Annotated in this window: 16 protein-coding genes and 1 other RNA gene; 1 reads left to right on the plus strand and 16 read right to left on the minus strand. The window is 47.0% G+C overall.

The window, feature by feature from the left end:
* Window positions 1-340: 340 nt before the first annotated feature.
* The 14 genes from C1T21_RS25195 to rpoE all read right to left on the minus strand — a co-directional run bounded on the left by C1T21_RS25195 (window position 341) and on the right by rpoE (window position 13,441).
* Window positions 341-616: a pro-sigmaK processing inhibitor BofA family protein gene (locus tag C1T21_RS25195; RefSeq protein ID WP_103050203.1), complete on the minus strand. Its 276-nt coding sequence runs from the start codon at window positions 614-616 to the stop codon at window positions 341-343.
* Entirely contained in the window at window positions 613-924 is a 312-nt protein-coding gene (locus tag C1T21_RS25200; RefSeq protein WP_025676300.1) for a DUF2508 family protein, read from the minus strand. The genes C1T21_RS25195 and C1T21_RS25200 overlap by 4 nt, the downstream gene beginning before the upstream one ends.
* Window positions 925-1,138: 214 nt before the next feature.
* Window positions 1,139-1,738, minus strand: coding sequence for a recombination mediator RecR (recR, locus tag C1T21_RS25205; RefSeq protein WP_103050204.1), 600 nt, complete (start codon window positions 1,736-1,738; stop codon window positions 1,139-1,141).
* Between the two features lie 27 nt (window positions 1,739-1,765).
* Window positions 1,766-2,077, minus strand: a complete 312-nt coding sequence (locus C1T21_RS25210; protein WP_013308226.1) for a YbaB/EbfC family nucleoid-associated protein — start codon at window positions 2,075-2,077, stop codon at window positions 1,766-1,768.
* Between the two features lie 42 nt (window positions 2,078-2,119).
* Entirely contained in the window at window positions 2,120-3,871 is a 1,752-nt protein-coding gene (gene dnaX / locus C1T21_RS25215; RefSeq protein WP_103050205.1) for a DNA polymerase III subunit gamma/tau, read from the minus strand.
* A 157-nt stretch (window positions 3,872-4,028) separates the two neighbouring features.
* An RNA gene (ffs, locus tag C1T21_RS25220) (signal recognition particle sRNA large type) lies at window positions 4,029-4,295 on the minus strand.
* Window positions 4,296-4,405: 110 nt separating this feature from the next.
* On the minus strand, window positions 4,406-4,603 hold the full coding sequence (gene rpmE, locus C1T21_RS25225) for a 50S ribosomal protein L31 (protein WP_013308223.1): 198 nt from the start codon (window positions 4,601-4,603) through the stop codon (window positions 4,406-4,408).
* Window positions 4,604-4,760: 157 nt separating this feature from the next.
* Entirely contained in the window at window positions 4,761-6,032 is a 1,272-nt protein-coding gene (locus tag C1T21_RS25230) for a radical SAM family protein (protein WP_103050206.1), read from the minus strand.
* A gap of 96 nt (window positions 6,033-6,128) precedes the next feature.
* Complete coding sequence (gene rho, locus C1T21_RS25235; RefSeq protein ID WP_103050207.1) at window positions 6,129-7,466, minus strand: transcription termination factor Rho; 1,338 nt, start codon at window positions 7,464-7,466, stop codon at window positions 6,129-6,131.
* A gap of 258 nt (window positions 7,467-7,724) precedes the next feature.
* Window positions 7,725-8,978 (minus strand): UDP-N-acetylglucosamine 1-carboxyvinyltransferase, encoded by a 1,254-nt coding sequence (locus C1T21_RS25240; protein ID WP_103050208.1) that lies wholly within the window; start codon window positions 8,976-8,978, stop codon window positions 7,725-7,727.
* A 227-nt stretch (window positions 8,979-9,205) separates the two neighbouring features.
* The gene (gene fba / locus C1T21_RS25245) at window positions 9,206-10,060 is read right to left on the minus strand and encodes a class II fructose-1,6-bisphosphate aldolase (protein WP_013308219.1); all 855 of its coding nucleotides are present in this window, start codon (window positions 10,058-10,060) and stop codon (window positions 9,206-9,208) included.
* Window positions 10,061-10,306: 246 nt separating this feature from the next.
* Window positions 10,307-10,675 carry a response regulator gene (locus tag C1T21_RS25250; protein ID WP_013308218.1) on the minus strand — a complete coding sequence of 123 codons (369 nt, stop codon included), beginning with the start codon at window positions 10,673-10,675 and terminating at the stop codon, window positions 10,307-10,309.
* 213 nt (window positions 10,676-10,888) lie between these two features.
* Window positions 10,889-12,490: a CTP synthase gene (locus tag C1T21_RS25255; protein WP_013368772.1), complete on the minus strand. Its 1,602-nt coding sequence runs from the start codon at window positions 12,488-12,490 to the stop codon at window positions 10,889-10,891.
* Between the two features lie 402 nt (window positions 12,491-12,892).
* On the minus strand, window positions 12,893-13,441 hold the full coding sequence (rpoE, locus tag C1T21_RS25260) for a DNA-directed RNA polymerase subunit delta (protein WP_103050209.1): 549 nt from the start codon (window positions 13,439-13,441) through the stop codon (window positions 12,893-12,895).
* A gap of 405 nt (window positions 13,442-13,846) precedes the next feature.
* Between rpoE and C1T21_RS25265 the strand changes: the two genes are divergently transcribed.
* Window positions 13,847-15,007, plus strand: a complete 1,161-nt coding sequence (locus C1T21_RS25265) for a S8 family peptidase (protein ID WP_103050210.1) — start codon at window positions 13,847-13,849, stop codon at window positions 15,005-15,007.
* A gap of 14 nt (window positions 15,008-15,021) precedes the next feature.
* On the opposite strand, the gene C1T21_RS25270 is transcribed toward C1T21_RS25265, so the two are convergent.
* Together C1T21_RS25270 and C1T21_RS25275 are read right to left on the minus strand one after the other, a co-directional pair.
* Window positions 15,022-16,407, minus strand: a complete 1,386-nt coding sequence (locus tag C1T21_RS25270) for an MBL fold metallo-hydrolase (RefSeq protein WP_103050211.1) — start codon at window positions 16,405-16,407, stop codon at window positions 15,022-15,024.
* The gene (locus tag C1T21_RS25275) at window positions 16,404-18,074 is read right to left on the minus strand and encodes an ABC transporter permease (protein ID WP_103050212.1); all 1,671 of its coding nucleotides are present in this window, start codon (window positions 18,072-18,074) and stop codon (window positions 16,404-16,406) included. The genes C1T21_RS25270 and C1T21_RS25275 overlap by 4 nt, the downstream gene beginning before the upstream one ends.
* Window positions 18,075-18,077 lie beyond the last annotated feature (3 nt).

Consider the following 18,077-nt stretch of genomic DNA (forward strand, 5'->3'; position numbering starts at 1 on the left):
TAGAAAGAGCGATAAGCTCATGTTGAAACTGACGAGATAAAATATCTCTTGTTTGATTTTGCGAACAAAATCGTTTTACTCACTCGTTGTTCAGTTTTCAAAGATCAAACCTGCATTATGTCTTACTTTGTTTCACCACCGCATCTCAGCGGCGACTTGATTAATATAACACACATTCGGGATTTAAGTCAACACTTTTTTAAAATTATTTTTTTAATTTCATTCAAGTGTTGTTCTCACAAAAAAATTCCCGGGCTTTAAGGGCCGAGAATTAATGTATCATGTTTTTGAATTTGCCGTCAACTATTTTTTAAAAATAGAAACAATATCATTTAGGTTTTCATATGGCCTGTCCGAATAATATTATTTTCAATCCTAGTAAAAGGACAATTCCAGGCAAACCCAATATTGTTACCGCCCCCATTGTCACTGGATTAATAGGGATGTACACCTGCGTAATCCACCCTGAATAATTGATAACATACAACGCGATGGCTGCCAGGCCCATATGTGCCCCGAATACTACAAGCCAGCCGACACCCAAACGTTTTTTTAAGATTAGAAATAGTAACATCCCGACACAGGCGATCAAAACAAGCCAGACCGCCCCTTTCATTCAGCTCTCCGCTTGTGAACACGATCCGTATCATTGGCATACCCCGGTTCATCTGCAGGCAGATGGAAACGATGTAGGCCTTGCTGTTTCGCACTTTTTAAATGTATCTGATATTTACGCTCTGCAGCTTCTAGAACAAATATGGCGTAGTCAATCTCATCCTTACCCGTAGCTTCATGAAATAAACGATGCGCTCTTAACCATTCCGCATGCGAAGCCCGAATCTGGGCAAACAACTCCTGCCGATACTCCGCTTCTGATTTGCCATTCTCCTGACGACGGAAATTTTGTTTCATCCGTTCCCACATCCGTTCATCCTCCTCACAAGCTGAATTATGTGCACAGTCTGCAAGACTACCTTATTCATACTTATTGAACAAAGGACAAACTTAGAACTAGGAACGATCTATACCGCCATCTATCACCGCAAATAAAAAAGGAGCCGTAGCGGCTCCCCCAAGTGAGTCGAGAATGACCAAAGGACATTCCAGACTCCCTATTTATAACGTATAAATACACCTATTAATTGAGCTCTCTACGGCCTTCCAACGCTTTGGACAGGGTAACCTCGTCAGCATACTCCAAATCTCCACCCACTGGCAATCCGTGAGCAATACGAGTAACCTTGATTTCAAAAGGACGCACCAGCCGAGAAATGTACATGGCCGTGGCCTCTCCTTCAATGTTCGGGTTCGTAGCTAAAATCAGCTCCTTGACGCGTTCATCACTGAGTCTGTTCAGCAATTCCTTGAGTTTGATATCCTCAGGACCAATTCCCTCCATAGGAGATATCGCCCCGTGAAGCACATGGTAAAAACCATTAAACTCCTTGGTACGCTCCATAGCCACCAAATCCTTGGAATCCTGAACAACACAAATGACGGAAGCATCCCTCGTCTTATCCTGACAGATCCGACAAGGGTCCGTATCCGTAATGTTGCCGCAGACTGAACAGAAGTGCAGATTGCGTTTTACATTGACCAGCGCCTTGGCAAAGTCAATCACATCATCTTCCTTCATTTTCAGTACGTGGAAAGCCAACCGGGCAGCCGTCTTCGGCCCTACTCCCGGCAGGCGCGTAAAAGCATCAATTAGCTTTGCAATCGGCTCCGGATAATACAATAGCGCGTTTCTCCTTTATGCAGCAGACTAGAACAAGCCCGGAATTTTCATGCCGCCTGTAAATTTACCCATATCATCATTAGCCAGTTCATCTGCTTTGGACAAAGCATCATTGACTGCAGTCAGCACAAGATCTTGCAGCATTTCTACATCATCAGGATCTACAGCTTCCGGTTTGATCGTGATGGACAACACTTTTTTATGTCCATTTACCTCCACCGTCACAACACCGCCGCCAGAAGTACCTTCGATTACTTTTCCGCCAAGTTCCTCTTGGGCTTTCAGCATTTGTTCCTGCATTTTCTTCACTTGCTTCATCATTTGGTTCATATTGTTCATTTCAATCTCTCCTTTAATGAAGTATACATCTAGACACTTAATTTAATCTTTAATGACTACCAGATCTTCCCCGAAAAGTTGAATAGCTTCATCAATCCAGGGCTCCTTGGACTTTCCCGGCACATCATGCTCCGGCTCCAGTTGCAATTCTTCGGCAGGCTGGTCGGAAACTCCTTCAATCGCAGCATTCCAATCCTTTTGCATCATCGTTACTAAACGATAAGGATGACCCAACTGCTCATGCAATACTTTCTCGATGACCTGCTTATTGGCAGGCTTTTCGGTAGTTTCACGATGAATATTGTTCTTAAATGCGACCAGTACACTGTCCTCTAACACAGAAACTGGCTCACCGTCCATAAACCAGGCATGAACCGTAACTTTCGCCTCTTTTACCCCTTGCAAAATCTGACTCCACTTACGCCCCGCTGCTGCGAATGCTTCGCTCGACTTCTCAGCGATATAGCGATCCAACTGAGAAGGGAGTTTGGCCGGCGCTGAAATCCGCGGAGCAGGGGCACGACCCCCGGAAGCCTGACGGCCACCCGACGATGCTTCCTGTCCAGCTCCAGAGCCCAATCCACCTTGCAGCGCGCGCTCCAGTTTCTTTTCCAGCTCAGCAAGCTGGCGCTTCAACATTACCACATCTTCCTGCTCAGCCGCAGCACCAGAGCGCTGTGCAGCCGGCTGAGCAACAGCTCCTGCTTCCTCCGGGATACTGCACAGCTTCAATAGAGCTACCTCAAACAAAGTTTGAGGCTGAACGGCATATTTCATCTCGCTCTGATAACGATTAAGGGTGTCAATCATCGCAAAGAGTTGCTCCTTGGTAAAAGCATCTGCCACTTCCTTAAATCGCTCTGGATCTAGCACTCGCTCCGTCATTTTGGTTGCCTGAGGCACCATCTTGATCATTAGCAGGTCTCGGAAATAGTACAGAAGATTCTCCATGCACTTATCCGCACTTTTACCTTCCTGCATAAAGTTCTCGATCATTTGGAGCACCGTGCCCACATCTTCTTTTAGCAATGCCAAGGCAAGCTTACCGAATTGCTCGGACGCAATACCTCCTGTCATATCCAGCACCTGCTGATAAGTAACCCGACCATCTGTAAACGAGGATATCTGATCCAAAACGCTAACCGCATCTCGCATCCCGCCATCTGAAAGACGCGCAATGTACTGCAGTGCATCCGAATCAGCCTGTATGTTCTCCTGTTGACATATCAGGTCAAGCCGCTCTGTCTGCTCTTCCAGCGATACCCGCCGGAAGTCAAACCGCTGACAACGTGAAATAATTGTCGCTGGAATCCGATGCGGTTCAGTCGTAGCCAATATGAACATCACGTGTGGCGGCGGCTCTTCCAGCGTCTTGAGCAGCGCATTGAACGCTTCCGTCGTCAGCATGTGCACTTCATCAATGATATAAACCTTGTGCCGCACTTCTGTGGGCGCATATTTGACTTTATCGCGCAAATCACGAATCTCTTCAACGCCCCGGTTGGAGGCTGCATCAATCTCCTGTACATCCATGACCGCTCCGGCCGTGATCCGTTTACAGGCTTCGCATTCGTTGCAAGGTTCCGGCGCAGGTCCATGCTCACAGTTGATTGCCTTGGCCAAAATTTTGGCCGCACTCGTCTTACCTGTTCCTCGTGGACCGCTGAACAGATAGGCATGGGACGTGCGATTTTCGCGGATGGCATTCTGCAATGTCTGGATAATATGCTGTTGTCCTACCATGTCCTTGAAAGCCTGCGGCCGCCAAGCACGGTACAACGCTATATGTTCCAATGCGCGTTACCCTCTTTCCCATTCACTTTCATGACCATTCATGGTCACTTCATTATACTATACTCCCGTCCGAATCTAAACCAGACACCTTCCAATTTATAAACACAAAAAAACATCTTCGCAATGATTGCCAAGATGTTCTAATTACTAATATATACCGTGCACCTGTTATTGATCGTTGTGATCCGAGCGGCAATCCTGAACAACAACTCGGGCTAGGCAACCCTCCGGCACAAGAGTGGGCTTGCTTATGGCTGCTTCCTTCCGGACCTGACCAGGTTCACAAGTACTCATTGCGGAGGACCCAGCCGTCAACATTGTGCGCAGGGACCAGCCTCACATCAACAACACCTCTAACAGGAATTCAACCTCGCTATAGCGGATTGCGAGTTACAGGGCACCGCTACCTCCCCATCTAGCACGGTGAAAATAAGTATATCTTAAGGCCGCATAAAAAGCAAATACACATTATTACAAAAAGAGCCCTCTGCAGTTGCAGAAGGCTCTAATAACTTTATAACCTGCGGTAATCCATTAGATACCGTATTTCTTTTTGAAACGATCCACACGTCCACCAGCATCAATAAATTTCTGCTTGCCTGTGAAGAATGGGTGGCAGGCGGAGCAAATCTCTACACGCAGAGATCCTTTCACAGAACCCGTTTCAAACGAATTTCCGCAAGCACAAGTGACAGTAGTTACGTTAAATGTTGGTTGAATAGCTTGTTGCATTGAACTTTCACCTCTTTCCGCCCTGAACGTCCTATCAGTCCAGAGTTGTATGAACACATGTTCACATTATAGCACTTGAATATGAGCGTTTCAACACCTCTTTTCCGCATTCAAAGATGGCGTAAAATAGGTGAGTTTCAAGTTGCTATTGACCGTTTTAGGCCTTGGCAAATTTGGGACGTGCCTGCCCTTGCGGCGGTACATGAGTGTAAGAACCGATGACTACATCAGGCAGTTCCTCACGATAAATCTCCAGCATTTGCTTCATGCCAAGAATCTCGCCTTGAGCAGGTGGAATCAACTCCAGATAGCTTTCAGGATCGATATTCAAATTACGCATTTGAATCAGCTTGAGCTTAGTACGTTTGGCAAATTCAATCATTGCCTCAATTTCTTCCTCGCGGTCAGTTACACCTGGAAAAATCAAATAGTTAATCGACGTATATACTCCCTGCTCAGAAGCATAACGAAGTGATTTTTCCACATTAGCCAACGTGTAGCCGCGCGGCTTGTAATAAGCATTGTAGTGATCGTCCAGTGCACTAATGGTACTAACGCGCATCAGATCGAGACCCGCATCCACGATTCCCCGGATATGATCACTCAATCCCGCATTCGTATTGATATTGATGTATCCCATATCGGTAATGGAACGCACCTCTTTGATCGAATCAATAATCAGTTTGGCTTGTGTGGAAGGCTCCCCTTCGCAACCTTGACCAAAACTAATGATGGACTCCGGTGTCTTCAAATGTTCCAGCATAACTTCCACAATTTCTTCTACACGGGGACGGAAGTTCATTCTTGTCTGCGGAGATACAAAGCCACTGTCATCCGGCTGTTCGGATATACAGCCAAAGCAACCCGCATTACAAGAATAAGATACCGGAACTCCTCCTTCCCAGCGATTCAGGAATGTGTTCGAGGAAGTAAGACATTCGTAGCCCAGCGCACAGTTAGACAAATGTTGGTACAGCCGATTTTCGGGATATTGCTCCGTCATCCGCTGAACACCCAATTTAACTTGATGACGGTCACAGTTTTCCGGATTCCACTTGGATGGACTGTCACTCTGCTCTGCCGTTACATAAAATGCCCCATCTTTCCAGACTACAGCCGAATAACCGAACAAGGGAAGTTTGTACTCCTTATCGGTCTTCACATATCCCGGCAAGCACAAGCGTGTAAAACCTTGCGGCAATAAAGCCCCTACTGCTTGCATATCTCCGGGAAGAGAAACCATTTCCCCTGTTTCAGGGTTCATACCGACCGGGCGAGTGCTGGGCAGGCTTACCAATGTAGCTCCTTCCGGTAACGGAATAAGCTCATCCTCCATGATTTCAACAATCATGTCTGCACTACGGGCAAGCCCATACAAAGAAGCATGATCATATACATTGCCTTTTTCGTCGGCATACACCAAATACATTATGGAGCTCCTTTCGCTCCGTTAAGCCTACGCCATTAACAAAATGAATGGTAACGACCGTGCACTTACGGAACAGATAAAATACATGAATGGGTTTTAGTTGGTTGTGGCCGGGACTGACGCTGTGGTAGAACGCGTAGTTCTCCGTTGTTGCCCACCAGAACTGCTTTGCGAGCCACTGGAAGAAGGTGCCGTCAAATCAAACGAAGCCAAAAACTCAGCATTAGTTTTGCTATTACGCAGCTTTTTGAGGAAGCCTTCCACAAAATCATGGCTTTCCGTCATATTTTTACGAATGGCCCAGATCGTATCCAATTCTTCCTTGTTCAACAACACTTCCTCACGGCGTGTGCCGGAGCGACGAATATCAATCGCAGGAAAGATACGACGTTCTGCCAGCTTGCGGTCCAAATGCAACTCCATGTTGCCTGTACCTTTAAACTCTTCATAAATGATATCGTCCATGCGTGATCCTGTATCAATCAGCGCTGTAGCAAGAATCGTCAAGCTACCGCCTTCCTCCACATTCCGAGCCGCACCAAAAAAGCGTTTTGGACGGTGAAATGCCGCCGGATCAATCCCCCCACTCAAAGTACGACCAGAAGGAGGAATAACGAGATTGTACGCACGAGCCAAACGTGTGATACTATCCAACAGGATGACAACATCCTTTTTATGTTCTACGAGACGCAGCGCACGCTCCAACACGAGTTCTGCCACTTTAATGTGATTTTCAGGAAGTTCGTCAAATGTAGAGGCCACAACTTCACCTTTAACAGAACGCTGCATGTCGGTCACTTCTTCGGGGCGTTCATCAATCAACAAGACAAAAAGCTCGATCTCGGGATTGTTAGTAGAAATGCTATTGGCAATTTCTTTGAGGAGAAGCGTCTTCCCAGCTTTGGGAGGTGCTACAATGAGTCCGCGCTGTCCAAGTCCGACAGGGGCCAGTACATCCATAATTCTCGTAGACAAATGGTTGGGGGAAGTTTCAAGGACTAATTTGGTTTGCGGATACAGTGGAGTCAGTGCAGGAAAATGTAGCCGCTCAGCAGCTTGCTCAGGACTTCTTCCATTGACGGCGTTAACTTGAAGCAATCCGAAATATCGTTCATTCTCTTTTGGCGTTCGGCATTTACCGGAAACAAGATCGCCTGTTCTCAAGTCAAACTTGCGGATTTGTGAAGCAGAGATGTAAATATCTTCGGTACTCGGGAGATAATTGATCGGCCTCAGAAAGCCGTAACCTTCGGGAAGGATTTCCAGAACCCCCTGCATAAACATCAATCCGCTCTTCTCAGCTTGTGCGCGCAGAATCGCGAATATTAATTCTTTCTTTTTGAGCGTTCCGTAGTACGGGATCTGGTATTGCTTGGCCAGCTTGTACAGGTCGGTCAGCTTCATTTCTTCCAGATCGGAAATTTGCAGATCCATATAATAACCACCTATTCAATTATTAAGTCCATTCATACATCTAAATGATAGACAATGATATCATAAACACCATTAACATAATTTTAACCAAAACAAATAAAGTTATGCAGCCATCTGCCTGAATTATACCGAATTATTCCGGTTTTCCGATAAAAGATTGTTAGGTATGAACCACAATCTTTTATCAAGCAGCGGCTGCATAGGTGTTGCCTGTTCTATTGCTTTCGTTCACGGAGTTCGAAAAACTGCATGGTTTAATTATTCAGTCTGGCGCCATACATCCGCGCCCAAAAGACGCAGGTTGGAGACAAGGTGATCATAACCACGGTCAATGTACTCGACACCCGTCACCTCGGTTACGCCTTCGCTTACGGTAAGTCCAGCAATGACAAGGGCCGCTCCGGCGCGCAGATCTGCCGCTTTTACTTTAGCTGCATTCAGTTGACCACCCTCTATAATGGCAGACCGACCCTCTACGCGAATTTTAGCCCCCATTCGCACCAGCTCAGGGACGTGCTTAAAACGATTGCTGTACACAAAATCGCTCAATACACTGACACCCTGTGCTTGGGTAAGCAAGCTGGTCATGGGAGATTGTAAATCTGTGGCGAATCCGGGGTATATCAAGGCTTTAACGTCGACATGTTCATAGGAAGGTGCACCCAGTACGCGAATACTTTCATCATATTCCTCGATGCCGATGCCCATTTCCTGCATTTTTGCAATGAGAGCCTCCATATGTTTGGGGATTACGTTGTCAATCAATACATTTCCACGGGTTGCCGCAGCAGCAATCATATATGTGCCCGCTTGTATACGGTCAGGTATGATGGAATGACGGCAGCCATGCAGCTCCGACACACCTTCAATTCGAATTGTTTCCGTACCGGCACCTTTAATAATGGCCCCCATCGAGTTTAAAAGAGTTGCTACATCTATAATCTCAGGCTCTTTGGCCGCATTTTCGATAATTGTGGCGCCTTTGGCACGTGCTGCCGCCAGCATAATATTAATGGTAGCGCCTACGCTGCTAACATCCAAATAAATTTTGGTTCCGCGCAGTTCTTTGGCGTGCAAATGAATAGCGCCGTGCTCGTTCGTAGCCGTGGCACCCAGCGCTTCAAAACCTTTGATATGCTGATCAATGGGCCGGGGTTCGAAATTGCACCCTCCTGGCAAACCGATGATCGCTTCCTTGAATCTGCCCAGCATGGCTCCCATCATATAATAAGAGGCTCGTAATTTCTTAACAGGCCCATTCGGCATAGGAATGGATTTGATCGAGGAAGGATCTATTTTCATCTGGCTACCTTCCCAGGTAACCGTTGCACCAAGTTCCTCCAGTATTTCGGAATACACCGCCACATCACTCAACAGTGGCAAGTTGTCCAAAATGACTTCCGACTCTGCCAGAATGGCTGCGGGAATCAAGGCGATGGCACTGTTTTTGGCACCGCTGATGGAAACTGTACCTTGAAGCGGCCGTCCACCGGTGATCATCAATTTTTCCATAAGCTTGAGGGTCCCCCTACGTGTTTTGCAGTCGGTCAAACAATAATCTCAAATCATAAACTTTTAACTTTTTTAGTGGTGAAAATGGAAAGACACCGGCTAAGCGGTGTGCTTTCCATACCAAACTATTCAACTGTACAGATTTAAATATTTTGTGCAGCAGAACTACAGCTACAACTAAGAAATACATCTAGCCTGTGCAGACGCACGACCAGTTTGATTCATTATTACGCTTTGTTGTTGGAACCGAACTCACGAATTTTACCGATAACGGTTTGTTTAATCGCTTCACGACCTGGAGCGATGAATGTACGTGGGTCATAAGCATCCGGTTTCTCAGCAAGCACTTCACGAACCACTTTCGCAAATACGATTTGGTTCTCAGTGTTTACATTGATTTTGGAAGTTCCCAGAGAGATTGCTTTTTTAATGTCATGTGTTGGGATACCAGTACCACCGTGCAGAACGAGTGGAAGTTTGATTGCATTACAGATCTCTTCCATTTCTTTGAATCCGAGGTTTGGCTCGCCTTTGTAAGGTCCGTGTACGGAACCCAATGCAGGTGCCAGTGTATCGATACCTGTTTCGTTAACGATACGCAGACAGTCGTCCAGCTTAGCGTACATTACGTCGCCGACAACATCATCCTCTTGACCGCCAACCATTCCAACTTCAGCTTCAACAGAAACGCCTTTGGAATGAGCATATTCAACCACTTTTTTCGTTGTAGCAATGTTTGTGTCGATCGGGCTGTGGGAATCGTCAATCATAACGGATGTGAAACCAGCGTCGATAGCTTCTTTACATTTTTCAAAGCTGGAACCGTGGTCCAAATGGATCGCAACTGGAACGGTGATTTTCATGTCATGAATAAGACCTTCTACCATTTTAACAACAGTGTAGAATCCGCCCATGTGACGTGCTGCGCCTTCAGAAACACCCAAGATTACTGGGGATTTTTCTTCTTCAGCAGCGCCCAAAATAGCTTGAGTCCACTCCAGGTTATTAATGTTGTATTGACCTACTGCATATTTTCCTTCGAGTGCTTTGTTCAACATGTCTTTCATAGATACCAATGGCATGGTTTCAGTCCTCCTAAAGGTGTTTGGGTTTGTCTATATTTTAGCCGACATCACATACGGGCTTATTATACCACAACCCATGTTAAATACTAAACAAGCTTTTGCATATCAACACATACAAAAATCACGTTAGGACGCCGTTTTTCCATAGAATTGTATAAGGAGAGGATTTACTTTCAGTATTTCCCATAATCACAAACAAAAAACCCTGTTGTGTTAACAGAGTTCTCAACCATAGTGACTCACCTAATCACCTCTGAGTTGTTTGTTCACAGCGATCCGCATTTCGTCAATATCAAAGGGCTTGGTAAAATGCATTAGCGCACCTAGCTCCGTCGCCTCTTTAATCATGTCCAGTTCTCCATATGCTGTCATCATAATAACCTTGATATCAGGATTCATGGTTTTTAGGTGCTTCAGAATTTCGAGTCCGTCCATACCTGGAATTTTCATATCGAGCAGAACCAGATCAGGTGGTTCCTTCTCAACAATTTCAAGTGCAATTTTCCCGTTCGCCGCCTGAAAGGTCTCATAACCCTCACTTCCGAACACTTCCATCAATAAAATCCGTATTCCATTCTGGTCATCGACGATTAATACTTTCTTCTTTTCCAATGTTTTAACCTCCTAAGATCTTAAAACGAGGATCATGCAGCTATTGCCATAACAGCGTCCGATGACGTACAATATCCGTCCCATACCTAAAACTATATTCGCTCCTGCAAAAAGAAAATCCTGCTCTTATACATAATTGTGGAATATTCTTTCATAATCAGGAAGCATGGGATAAAAAAAGACCTCCCTGAGGAGGTCTTACAAGCCGTAGCATTAACCTTGAAGCTGCAATGCTGCCTTTACAAATTCACGGAACAAAGGCTGTGGACGATTCGGACGTGAAGTAAATTCTGGATGGAATTGTACGGCCAGGAACCACGGATGCTCAGGGAGCTCCACAATTTCCACCAAGCGTCCATCCGGTGAAGTACCGGAAATACGAAGACCCGCTTTTTCAATAACTTCACGATATTCGTTATTGAATTCGTACCGATGACGGTGTCTTTCGTACACCAGCTCATCATTGTAGCAAGCCGAAGCCAGGGAACCTTCCACCAGTTTGCATGGATACAAGCCAAGACGCATCGTACCGCCCAAATCTTCGATGTCTTTTTGGTCAGGAAGCAAATCGATGACAGGATAATCAGTAGCCGGGTTAATTTCCGAGCTGTTGGCTCCTTCGAGACCAGCCAGGGAACGGGCAACCTCAATGACAGATACCTGCATACCCAGACAAATGCCGAAGAATGGAATTTTTTGCTCTCGTGCATAACGAATGGTACTAATTTTGCCTTCAATTCCGCGATCGCCGAAGCCACCCGGTACGAGAATGCCGCCAATGCCGCCCAGCATGTCAGCTACGTTCTCGTCCGTCACTTCTTCAGCGTTCACCCAACGGATTTTTACGTCTGCATTCGCATCAAATCCAGCGTGGGAAAGTGATTCAACCACACTTAAGTACGCGTCATGTAATGCAACATATTTACCAACAATAGCAATCTCAACCGTTTTATCCAGCTTGCTGATTCGATCAACTAACCCTTCCCATTCGGTCATATCTGGTGCAGGTGTTGTCAGCTTGAGGTGGTTAACTACAATTTCGTCCAAGCCTTCTTCACGCAGGTTCAACGGAACCTCGTAGAGGGTTGAAGCATCGCGGCATTCTACCACTGCATTCGCATCAATATCGCAGAACAATGCAATTTTAGCCTTCATATCGGAGGACAGTTCATGCTCTGTACGGCAAACAATGACATTCGGTTGGATACCGATACTGCGCAATTCTTTTACACTGTGCTGAGTTGGTTTGGTTTTAACCTCACCAGCAGCTTTAATATAAGGAATGAGCGTTACGTGAATGTACATCACATTCTCGCGCCCAACTTCGCTTTTGAGCTGACGAATAGCTTCCAAAAATGGCAAGCTTTCAATATCGCCCACAGTACCGCCGATTTCTGTAATAATGACGTCCGAACCTGCTTCACGGCCTGCACGGTACACGCGTTCCTTGATTTCGTTCGTAATATGAGGGATAACCTGCACCGTACCGCCCAAATATTCTCCGCGACGCTCTTTGCTGATTACGCTGGAATATACCTTGCCTGTTGTGACATTGCTGTTCTTGGACAGATTAATATCAATAAAGCGCTCATAGTGTCCCAAGTCAAGGTCCGTTTCCGCACCATCATCCGTTACAAACACTTCACCGTGCTGGTAAGGACTCATCGTACCCGGATCGACATTCAGGTAAGGATCAAATTTTTGAATCGTTACCTTCAGTCCCCTGTTCTTCAAAAGCCTCCCCAGTGAAGCTGCCGTAATCCCTTTGCCCAAGGAAGACACAACCCCGCCTGTCACAAAAATATACTTTGTCACTGTTCAAAACCCTCCTAGATAAGATGCAAAATTCAGGCGACATTATGATGTTATCGTAACCCGTTTGCACGGATTATCATCCATGAAGAAGGCAGCGGAATCATTTTCCATGTCCGCCGCCCTTAGCCCTCTTTCATGAGTGAAAACACCCCTATAAAAAACAAAAAAGCACTCCCGTAGTACGGGGCACTTTTATACAAAAAGCAAACATATAAGTGAATCAATCATAAGCCCAAGCAATAGTTTACCCCGTGTCCAATCCGCTGTCAAGGAAGTTATCCGTGTTAATTTGTCCATTGAACCAGATTGGAGAGAATCCACCTGAAAGCTTTAAATCAGAAGAGGTTTTCAAGAAAACGGTCATGAAAAAGGGGAGAACGCATCTCCCCTTGCAGCCTGTTCCTAACGAAGCGAATCGTCGTCTTCCGTCGACTCATCGTCGTTTTCATCTTCTGAATCTTCCTCATCACTGAGGTCTTCATCGTCTATAACCACGTCTTCATCACTATCATCATCTTCTTCTCCGTCGAACAGCTCATCTTCGCCATCCTCGTCTTCGCTATCTGCATCGAAGTCGTCATCAGAGTTGTATGTTTCTTCTTCCTCATGATAGTCATCTTCATCGTCATCGTCTTCGTCGTTAATAATACGAGGACGCTTGGCGCCTGTCAGGGCATCTTCGGATTTATCTACCGGATACCAACGTTTCAAGCCCCACAGATTCGTACCGACACAGGCAAAACGCCCGTCAATGTTGATTTCAGTATATAGCTGAGCAATAACGTCATTAATTTCTTCGTCGGAAAAGCCACGCAATTTGGCGACTTCCTTCATCAGGTCACGGTAATAATACGGAGTATTGGCTGCTTTCAATACCATAAATGCCAAATCCACCATTGGAGTCTCGTGGACTTTCTCCGGGTCAATCTTCAAGTTGAGTGGGGTACTCACCTAGGGACACTTCCTCTCACACGTAATTCACAAGAACATGTTTCAGAGCATACACGATACATGCAATACTAACATATCCATTATCAAAACTAAGTAAAACCTATTTGGAAGCAAATTGCAAGTTAAAGATGGGTATCGTGATAATTTCCAGGAATATCCCTCTAAACAAGACGGCATACATAAAAAGACGGGGTCCCCCCCCGTCTTCGACTGTACCCGCTCCGGGAGAACCCCCCAAAGTTGTTGCACAAGAGCTTATGCCCTCCATGTATCGTATGTGTCCACGGCCACTTTGACACGACAAGCAGGCCTATTTCCATAAAAAAGGGGCAGGTTTCCCATGCCGCAGCTGACGCTTGCTCATACAATACCTCAGCATGGCTCATCGGAGGGGGACCGTCTCAAATGGACTATCCGGATTTTTTGCAGCGTTTGCATGAGGGTATTTCGGAGCCGTCCGGCAGTGGACGGAACAAACAGATCATCACGTTCGATAAGCCTCATCAATACCGGGAATGCCTATCCTATCTCAGGAAGCTGAAACCCGAGCTTGCGGGATTACGGCAAGTACAACCGGCCCGACTAATCCGTGCTTTAATCGCTCCGCTTTCAGGGGGAGACAGGCTGGGCAAATATCACAACGGTGTTACCGTTGAAGAAGATACCCGCATGAAGGTCCACGCTGAAACTGCTTATATACCAAAAGCAGAGAAGAACCTTTCCATGCCATGGGGAGTCAAACAGGTACGAGCATACAAGGCTTGGTCTTCCTCGACAGGGAATCGGGTCAGAATCGGTGTGATCGACACAGGAGCGGATTTTCAACATCCTGATCTTCGTCATTCTCTCGCCAGAGGTATTAATTTGCTTAACCGAACCATGCTACCCTATGACGATAACGGCCATGGTACTCATATTGCTGGAACTATCGCGGCGTCCAACTATGACGAAGGTATGGTCGGCGTAGCACCACGAGCTTTAATTCATCCCGTAAAAGCATTTGATCATAATGGAGCCGCCTACGTCTCCGATATCATTCTTGGTATCGACTGGTGTGTATTAAATCGTGTCGATATCATCAATATGAGCTTTGGTATGAAGTCGCGCAGCAAGGCACTACTTGATATGGTGAATAAAGCATATCATAACGGCATTGTGATTGTAGCGTCCTCGGGAAATGAGGGCAAGCGCCGAAGTATTGACTATCCAGCCCGCTATTCCCAGACGATTTCAGTGGGGGCTACTGACAAATACAGACGCATTGCACCTTTCAGCAACCGAGGGCAATTTGTAGACGTGTACGCACCTGGCGAAAAGATCACATCCTCCTGGATCCATGGCAAGCATCACGAAATGAGTGGTACCTCTATGGCTACTTCCCATGTGACCGGAAGCATCGCACTTCTCCTTTCACTGAGGCCGGAACTGGGGCCCGGAGAAATCAAGGCGCTGCTTAAGCGTACCGCCACACCGCTCCGTCTGCGCAAAAGCGCCGGACGTAGCTCTATCTCGACCAAACTTGGAGAAGTCGATGCCTTCCGATTGATGCAGGAGGGCACAAAGTGAATGATGATGTGATGCTAAACCTCTAGTGTAGCGCCCGGCTCCAGAGAGTGGACTTTTCTGGCAGGACCTTCACATCCACCATTTCCTTCTCTTATCAACTCATCTCGCACCAGGTCGGTCTGCAGCTTCGGCGCATGAACGAGTACAACCTGTTTGCTAGGCAGCTCCTTCAACATTTGCCGCACATCTGATAATCCCTGATGCACCTTGTAAATCAAATGCCGAGCTACACAGCTGTCATTTTGATCTGCACGTTCCAACAGATGTTTGCCAAAAGAACCATGTGGAGCATGCCCGGTCAATATAACACTGTTGCTAATGCTTTCTCCGCAATCTTCACCCTCCCCCATGTTGCGGTTATCCGATAGAAACTGATAGTACCAGCGCGCCTGTGGGGAATCCATCATACCGTCTCTTGTTACAATAATAGCCGTTGGGTTCTGTTCCAGCAGACTCACTCGTTCCGCAGCATCACGTGGCACGAAGACCCTGTCACTGTTTAGCACATGTTTTATTCGTGCTGGGGCTTCCGGACGCAGCCATTCTTTCCAGCGGTTTAACTGTTTCAATCCCTGCCATATGTCGTGCTCTACAATCATTGCCTGTTCAGGGAATTGCTCGCTAGCCCATACGATCATGTCCTGTCCTCTACCAAAAGCAGGCACCGGCAACAACACATGACCACCAGACCATAATATCCGCTTCATCTCGACCCTCAGCCGCTCCAGCTTAACAGGCTGCGGGTCTATATCCATGCCATAGGCATTGTCCATAATGGATATGTCCGCTAGATTGGGCTCTGACTTCCATTCAGGCAGGTCATGCAGCCCCTCCCCAACACCCAGGTCTGGCGCATCGGCAGCGAGAAGCTCAGATTCGCGGCTGTAATCTCCAGAAAAAAACAACCGCTTCCCTTCCATTTCTACCACATACCACACTGCACCAGCCAAATGTCCACTGCGTCCCCACATGATTCTCACACCCGGACAAGCCTCAAGCCATTCTCCTACTGGCGCTTCATCTTCTAGGTAGCGATAAGCAATGGATTGGATATCCTGTTCGTCGTATGGCAATTCGGCTCCTCTCGATTCAACATAAGTATGCCAGGAGCGAAAATAGGAGCCTAACTGCTCAGCGGTGGCCTTGGTGGTCCAGACCTCCCCCTGGTATCCATACTTGTACAGTAAGGGGAGCGCCATAGAATGATCCTCATGTGCATGAGACAGCAATACAATGGTCAGTCCCTTCGCCTTTTGCGGCGGAAAAACCGGATATTGTCCAGTTCCTTCCTTTTTCACGCCACAATCCAGCATGACGTGATGCTGCGTTCCTTCAAAAACATAGCAGGAGCGGCCATGTTCGCCCGCTCCTCCCCAAATCCTAAGCTTGGTCATGATCATTTCCACTTTCTTTGCGAGTTTAAGCTTTCCATTAAGATCAGCAGCAGTGTGGTCATTCCGACCGATATGACGGCCATCGCCATCCCAAGGGACACCTGTCCCTGCTCAAATTGTGCAAATATGTAGGTTGCAGACGTCTGAACGGATGGCGGCAAAATCAGCAACGATCCTACCAGCTCGCGTGAAGCAATAGTAAATGTCATCATCCAACCAGCGAGCATTCCCGGTACAATCAGCGGCAGCACAATCCGGCGGAATATGTAAGACGGTCGCCCGCCAAATACCTGTCCCGCCTGAAAAAGGCCAGTGTCCACCTGCGTAAAGGCGCTTTTGACATACTGCACCGTATAAGGAACAAACAAGATAACATACGTCAGAATGACCATGCCGTATGTGTTATACAAAGGGATCGGCATCCATGGTGAGTTCCACCACAAAATCAGGCCGACCACCATAACAATTCCCGGAACCGTATTCGGAAGCAAACTGAATGCATCAACTGTCCGTTGAATTCTCGTGCGTGAGCCGCCAATCACAAGCGCAAACCAAGTGCCCAGCACCACAGCAAGCGTCGATGCGCCCAAAGAGAGAAATACGCTGTTCAGGAGCGCCTCCATGCTCTCTGATCCCCAAGACAGCAGTTCCTTGTAAGAGTCGAGCGTCAAATTATCCCAAGCAAGCCCCATTCCCCTCAGCTTCATCGTGGAGGCTGAAAGAATTGAAAAGTAAGGAATGCCAATGGACGCGATTAGCAACAATAGAATGAATGCAACACTTAGCCCCGTAGTCCAACCGGATATACGAAGACGGGACGGACGCGAACCTTTACCACCTACCAGCCTGTACGTAAACTTTCGGTTGATCACCGACTGCGCATACCACATGAGCAGGCAGGCGGTTAACAGCACCGAGGCCATCGACGTCGCTTTGCCAAAGTCTATAGGCCAACTGGAAATATACTTGTGGATTTCCGAAGTCATGACCTCATACCCGATACGTCGCCCAAAGGTAGCGGGGGTGCCAAACTCGGCAATCGTTTTAACGAAAATGAGCAACGCGCCCATTCCGTAAGCTGATAGCAGTAGCGGTAAAATGATTCGACGGAACCTGTACAGAAAGCCGCCTCCCATTACGGCCCCCGCCTCTTCCAGGCTCCCGCCAATCCTCACCAGCGCCCCGCGCAGCAGCAGGTACAGGAATGGAAACAGATGCAGGCTCATGATCATCACCATGCCACCAAGGCTAAAGAAGGACGGCGTTAAGAAACGCAGGTCCGGGAACAACTGCTCCAGATATCCGTTTTTTTGCATAAACAGAATCCAGCCCATGGACCCGATATAGGGCGGGGTCATAAACGGAATCAGCAGCACGACATCCAACCAGCGCCAGTGTGCAAGACGAGTGTTGGACATGATCCAGGCTAGCGGAAGTGCAAGTACCGTCGTTCCTGCAATCACACAGATACCTAGCCAAATCGAGCTGAATAGCACTCCCGCAAATGGTGAAGCAGCTAACGTTCGAAAAGGCGCATCCCATTGAAATTTTTCACCAATATACACACTTTGGATAAAGATTTGCAGCAACGGTATCACAATCAGAAAAAGAAGCGCGATCAGAGCCAGCGTCAGACACCACACTCTGATGTGTTTAACAGATAAGCCTCCCATCGG

The sequence above is a fragment of the Paenibacillus sp. F4 genome (genome assembly GCF_002894905.1).
In the GTDB taxonomy this organism is placed as follows: Bacteria; Bacillota; Bacilli; order Paenibacillales; family Paenibacillaceae; genus Paenibacillus; species Paenibacillus polymyxa_B.

Bases quoted from the DNA above. Each gene is read 5' to 3' on its own strand.
- C1T21_RS25195 (WP_103050203.1), bottom strand. From the start codon at position 616: ATGAAAGGGGCGGTCTGGCTTGTTTTGATCGCCTGTGTCGGGATGTTA.
- C1T21_RS25200 (WP_025676300.1), bottom strand. From the start codon at position 924: ATGTGGGAACGGATGAAACAAAATTTCCGTCGTCAGGAGAATGGCAAA.
- C1T21_RS25210 (WP_013308226.1), bottom strand. From the start codon at position 2,077: ATGAACAATATGAACCAAATGATGAAGCAAGTGAAGAAAATGCAGGAA.
- rpmE (WP_013308223.1), bottom strand. From the start codon at position 4,603: ATGCAACAAGCTATTCAACCAACATTTAACGTAACTACTGTCACTTGT.
- C1T21_RS25230 (WP_103050206.1), bottom strand. From the start codon at position 6,032: ATGTATTTGGTGTATGCCGACGAAAAAGGCAATGTATATGATCATGCT.
- rho (WP_103050207.1), bottom strand. From the start codon at position 7,466: ATGGATCTGCAAATTTCCGATCTGGAAGAAATGAAGCTGACCGACCTG.
- C1T21_RS25240 (WP_103050208.1), bottom strand. From the start codon at position 8,978: ATGGAAAAATTGATGATCACCGGTGGACGGCCGCTTCAAGGTACAGTT.
- fba (WP_013308219.1), bottom strand. From the start codon at position 10,060: ATGCCATTGGTATCTATGAAAGACATGTTGAACAAAGCACTCGAAGGA.
- C1T21_RS25265 (WP_103050210.1), top strand. From the start codon at position 13,847: ATGGACTATCCGGATTTTTTGCAGCGTTTGCATGAGGGTATTTCGGAG.
- C1T21_RS25270 (WP_103050211.1), bottom strand. From the start codon at position 16,407: ATGATCATGACCAAGCTTAGGATTTGGGGAGGAGCGGGCGAACATGGC.
- C1T21_RS25275 (WP_103050212.1), bottom strand. From the start codon at position 18,074: ATGGGAGGCTTATCTGTTAAACACATCAGAGTGTGGTGTCTGACGCTG.